The following is a 275-nucleotide window of genomic DNA, read 5'->3' on the forward strand; positions in this document are numbered from 1 at the left end:
TGCTAAAAGTTGTTTAGTGTCTTTAGGGAGGCAATATCCACCATAGCCAAAAGAGGGATTGTTGTAAAACTTTCCAATACGTGGATCAAGACACACGCCATCAATAATTTGACGAGTATTTAAATCAAAAACTTGAGCATAGGTGTCAAGTTCATTGAAATAAGCAACACGCATGGCGAGATAAGTATTGGCAAATAATTTGATAGCCTCTGCTTCAGTCGAATGAGTAAATAGTACAGGGCAGTCTTTTTTAATAGCACTATTAAGAAAGAGTT

The 275-nt window shown here is 36.4% G+C and carries 1 pseudogene; it reads right to left on the minus strand.

The features are described 5' to 3' along the window. Nucleotides 1-275: pseudogene (locus ACKPVM_RS20480) on the minus strand (UDP-glucose 6-dehydrogenase); the annotation flags it as partial.

The sequence above is a fragment of the Pectobacterium hainanensis genome (assembly GCF_046237015.1).
Lineage (GTDB): Bacteria > Pseudomonadota > Gammaproteobacteria > Enterobacterales > Enterobacteriaceae > JBJYIN01.